This window comes from Mesorhizobium sp. LSJC280B00, from assembly GCF_000502835.1.
In the GTDB taxonomy this organism is placed as follows: Bacteria; Pseudomonadota; Alphaproteobacteria; order Rhizobiales; family Rhizobiaceae; genus Mesorhizobium.
In genome coordinates, this window is record NZ_AYVL01000095.1 from 1 (window position 1) to 2638 (window position 2638).

The 2638-nt window shown below is 62.1% G+C and carries 3 protein-coding genes; all 3 read right to left on the reverse strand.

All coding sequences use genetic code 11. The annotated features are described in order from the left end of the window. Positions 1-31: 31 nt before the first annotated feature. Entirely contained in the window at positions 32-1147 is a 1116-nt protein-coding gene (locus tag X773_RS73345) for an ABC transporter permease subunit (RefSeq protein ID WP_023680947.1), read from the reverse strand. Positions 1148-1217: 70 nt separating this feature from the next. Then, entirely contained in the window at positions 1218-2252 is a 1035-nt protein-coding gene (locus tag X773_RS73350) for a transporter substrate-binding domain-containing protein (protein ID WP_023680948.1), read from the reverse strand. Positions 2253-2281: 29 nt separating this feature from the next. Then, positions 2282-2638 (reverse strand): PLP-dependent transferase (locus X773_RS0140615; protein ID WP_031213472.1); only part of this gene is annotated, 357 nt, incomplete at its 5' end.

Genomic DNA, 2638 nt, shown 5'->3' on the forward strand with positions numbered 1-2638 from the left:
CCGGAAGGGAAAGAGACACGGCCTTCATGGTTCAGCGCTCCACGATGGCGATGCGACGGTTGTACCAATTGGCCGCGCTCGACAGGCTCAGGTTGAGGGCGAGATAGACGCCGAGGATGATGAAGACGCCCTCGATCGAATGGCTGGACTTGCTGATGATGGTGTTCATCACCGCAAGGAAGTCCGGATAGCCGACCGCGATCGCCAGCGTCGAATTCTTGACGACGTTGATGTATTGGCTGTTGAGCGGCGGGACGATCACCCGCAGCATCTGCGGGATGATGATCAGACGCAATATTTTGCCGCGTGGCAGGCCGAGCGAATGACCTGCATCCCACTGACCGCGGCCGACCGAAAGCACGCCGCCACGCACGATCTCGGCGACGAAGCCGGTGGTGTAGATGGTCAGCCCGATGAGGATGGTGCTGAGTTCGGGCGTCAGGTCCTTGCCGCCTTTGAAGTTCGACCCAGTGAAGGTCGGCCAGTCGACGGAGAACTTCGCATCGGCAAGCCAGAGCCCGGCAATGCCAACCGTAAGGATCGCCGGCGCGGTCAGCGGTGAGAGCCATCCTCTTCTCGCCGCCGCCCAGCCAGCGGCCGCCAGTGCCAGGGCGAGAGCAATGACGAGCAATCCCGCGGTGGCCACGTCCATGCTGACGGCCGGCACCACAAAGCCGCGCATTGAGGCGTAAACGCCTGGCAGCGGATTGAGCGCTTCGCCGACCGGCGGCAGCACCTTCCACCACAGCGAATAGAGAAAGATCAGAAGCACGATCGGCGGTGAGTTGCGTGCAACCTCCACCCATACGCGGCAGGTGCCCGCCGCCAGGGGATTGCTGCTCAGCCGGGTGATGCCGACGACGAGGCCGAGCGCGGATGAAAAGACGATGACGACCGCGGAGATGAAGACCGTATTGGCGAGCCCGGTCGCGATCGCCCAGTAATAGGGGTCCCGCGACTTGTAAGTGAGGATTGCTTCCGAGATGACGATCCTTGACGGCATCGTCAGGAAATCGAAGCCGATCGGGATGCCGCGTGCCCTGAGATTGGCGAAAGTCGTGCTGACGAGCAGGGCAGCGAAAGCGGCAACCGCGGCGGCCAGGGCACACTGGATGATGATCGATCTGGTCTTGGCATCGCTCAGCATGTTGACCTCGAGGGTTCGCGGCGTTGGCAGGGAAGGGGAGCGCCGGGCCCGTTCCCCTCCATCATGCGGCTCAATCCCAGGGGAAAGGATAGTTGAGGCCCCCGTCCTTCCACAACGCGTTCAGACCGCGTTCGACCTTTAGCGGGCTGTCCTTGCCGAGATTGCGGTCCCAGATCTCGGCGTAGTTGCCCATTTGCTTGATGACGTTGTAGGCCCACTTGTCGTCCAATCCGAGCGGCTTGCCGAAGCCGGGTTCCTCACCGAGCACCCGTTTGACTTCCGGACTGCCCGACACAAGCTTTTCATCGATGTTCTGCGAGGTGATGCCGTTGGCCTCGGCCCAGAACAGGGCATTCAATGTCCAGCGCACGACGTCGAAGAGTTGATCGTCGCCGCGGGCGACCGCGACGCCATTGGGTTCGGCGGCTTTGCCGACCTTGATGATGTCGTAGTCGTCGGGGTTCTTGGCCACCGAAGCACGCTGTCCGGCTGCCGCAGTGCCGTCGGTGACGTATGAATCGCAGCGGCCGCCGAAGAAGGCGTCGCGCGCCTGAATGGTCGAGTCGTAATAGACTTTCTCCATCGCGATCCCGAACTCTTCCTCGGTTTCCTCGATCGCTTTCTCGGTCAGGCTGCCACCGCCTTGCAGGCAAACGGTCTTTCCATCGAGCAGTTTGGGCTCGGTAATATTGTCGGCCTTGCGCACGAGCATGCCGTCGGTGTCGTAGAGATTGATCCAGACGAAGCGGACAACCGTATCGCGACTGTAGGTGATGGTGGATGTGCGCGACAGAACGTCGATCTCTCCGGTCTGCAGCGCAGGAAAACGCTGGCCTGCGTTAAGCGGCACGTAACGGATCTTCTCCTTGTCGCCGAGGATGGCGACCGCGAAAGTGCGGCAAATATCGGAATCGAAGCCGCGATAATACCCCTTCTCGTCGGGCCGGGAGAGACCGGGCACGCCCTGGCTGGCGCCGCAGCTGACATAGCCGCGTTCCTTGATCTTGTTGATAACCGCCTGCGCGCTGGCGTCCACGGCGCCCGAAGTCAGGCTGGCCAATCCTATCGCCAGACCCGTGAGCCATTTCAGAACTTGATGTTTCATAGTCATTCCCCTTCTCGTTGAGGTTCTAATCATTCGGCGGCCTTGGCGTCGGCTGCTGCGGTTCCGTTGCGCCGGGCTTTAGCAAAGAGTTCGAAGGCCTGGGAAAGGTCGGCCAGAAGATCTTCGAGCGCCTCAAGGCCGATCGACAGGCGCCAGACCGGGCCGGGCTTCAGCCAATCGAGGCTGGCGCGCCCTTTGCGCGGATCGCTGACGGCAATCAGCGAATGCACGCCGCCCCAGCTTGCGCCGAGCCTGAACAGCCGCAGGCTGCGCAGGACATCGGATTGCAGTGGCGCCAGTTCCGGCCGCAGCACGAAGGAGAACACGCCCGCCGATCCGGCAAAGTCACGCTTCCAGATCGCGTGGCCAGGATGACCAGGCTCCGC

What these genes read in the sequence shown, in the direction of transcription:
- X773_RS73350 (WP_023680948.1), bottom strand. Translation starts at nt 2,252, where the DNA reads ATGAAACATCAAGTTCTGAAATGGCTCACGGGTCTGGCGATAGGATTG.
- X773_RS73345 (WP_023680947.1), bottom strand. Translation starts at nt 1,147, where the DNA reads ATGCTGAGCGATGCCAAGACCAGATCGATCATCATCCAGTGTGCCCTG.